The organism is Peribacillus sp. P4_D6, assembly GCF_056401795.1.
Genome location: NZ_JBFUIQ010000360.1, coordinates 1 through 939 on the forward strand (window position 1 = coordinate 1; position 939 = coordinate 939).

Here is a 939-nt window from a genome sequence, read left to right on the forward strand (position 1 = left end):
GGAGAATCCGATCATGCAGGAACCACCCCGATGAATATGAGAAAAGATGCTTTCTTCACCGCGAATAGCTTGATCATGGAGGCCCGTCAGAAGCTAGGCATGCTTGATGACGACTTGGTTTTTACGATGGGAAGGGTAAATGTGTTTCCGAATATCCATACGGTCATCCCTAATAAAGTGGTTTTTTCGCTTGAAGCGAGACATAAGGATTCCAAAGTCATCGAAAAGGTGGAGGAAGTCATAAAAGGCCTTACAACTAGAGGTTCAGAAGGCGGCTGCGACATCCAAGCGAAAAAATTGTGGGACAGGGATACCGTGTGGTTCGACAAATCCATTTGCAATTTGCTCGAGCAATCGAGCAAATCATTAGGACTACCATATAAAAGAATGGTAAGCGGTGCAGGACATGATGCACAGTTTATAGCCAGTTATATACCTACTGCCATGGTTTTCGTCCCAAGCATCAACGGGAAAAGCCATTGTGAAGAGGAACTTACTACATGGGAAGATTGTGAGAAAGGCGTCAATGTAATATTGGAAACGGTCCTTGCCATCCAGTCATCTTAAGCGGAAATATGGTTGGTTGTATACAGCCAGTGACCGAAGGGTGCCATCAAACCATCAGTTCAGCATGAAAGTCGGCTTGACTGATGGTTATGCACCCGTGTAAGGAAACTAATTAGGGGAGGGTATAATTTGAATGCTATTAAGCTATTGCTTTTTGTTCCATTTATAGGGTTTTTAGGTTTATTGCCCTATGCAAATAAAATAGAACCGTACATATTGGGAATGCCTTTTTTGTTATTTTGGGTTGCATTTTGGATGGTGATGGCATCGATTATCTTAATGATCGTCTATAAGTTCGATCCTGATAATAAAGGGAGTGAATCTGAATGAATATCTCATTGCTCATCATTGCCATCTTCTTGGTTCTAGCAC

General features: G+C 42.2%; 2 protein-coding genes. Both read left to right on the forward strand.

Translation table 11 applies throughout. The annotated features are described in order from the left end of the window. On the forward strand, positions 1-567 hold a 567-nt coding region (locus AC1DVB_RS27575), incomplete at its 5' end, for a M20/M25/M40 family metallo-hydrolase (protein ID WP_477592024.1). 129 nt (positions 568-696) lie between these two features. After that, positions 697-897, forward strand: coding sequence for a DUF3311 domain-containing protein (locus AC1DVB_RS27580; RefSeq protein WP_063576267.1), 201 nt, complete (start codon positions 697-699; stop codon positions 895-897). The last annotated feature ends 42 nt before the right edge of the window (positions 898-939 follow it).